Raw genomic sequence first — 588 nt, 5'->3', positions numbered from 1 at the left:
TACAATCCACCTGTACCACTTTCAAGAGCCTTATTAACCTGTGGAGAAGTCGTTCCTGAAGGAATACCTTCCTGAAAAGAATTCGTGCTACCAATTACCTGGTATATATTAGCAGGTCCAGTTCCTGGTTTAAATGCTTCTAGAATGACATCACGATCTCCTGCTTCAGCAAGCATACCTGTTTTACGATTAATCGGCATTAAAATCATACCTTCTGGCATCTTAAATGGCATATCTGGCTTCTCTTTTAGAGCCGCTGCCATAAATTCACCAAAAATAGGTGCTGCCAGCGAACTTCCTGTTCCATTGTATCCTAACGGTGCTGGTTTATCGTAACCGATAAAAATACCAACAACAAGATCGGGGGTAAATCCCATAAACCACGCATCTTTAGAGTCATTAGTTGTTCCTGTTTTTGCGGCAATATGCCGATTGAGGAAACGTAAACGTGCCGCTGTACCGCGCTGAACGACCCCCTCCATCATTGATGTAATTTGATAAGCTGTCATAGGATCAAGAACTTGATCTCGCTCATCAATCAATGTGGGTTCACTTTGATTATCCCATGACTGAGCATTACAATTTTCA

General features: G+C 42.0%; 1 protein-coding gene. It reads right to left on the bottom strand.

All coding sequences use genetic code 11. The features are described 5' to 3' along the window. The coding region (locus ACFIK8_RS10395) for a penicillin-binding transpeptidase domain-containing protein (protein ID WP_375669381.1) at positions 1 to 588 on the bottom strand (588 nt) is incomplete at both ends.

It is taken from the genome of Bartonella sp. MR168JLCBS, assembly GCF_042194175.1.
Note: the sequence above shows the minus strand (reverse complement) of the source record. Positions and strands in the feature narration are given on the sequence as shown.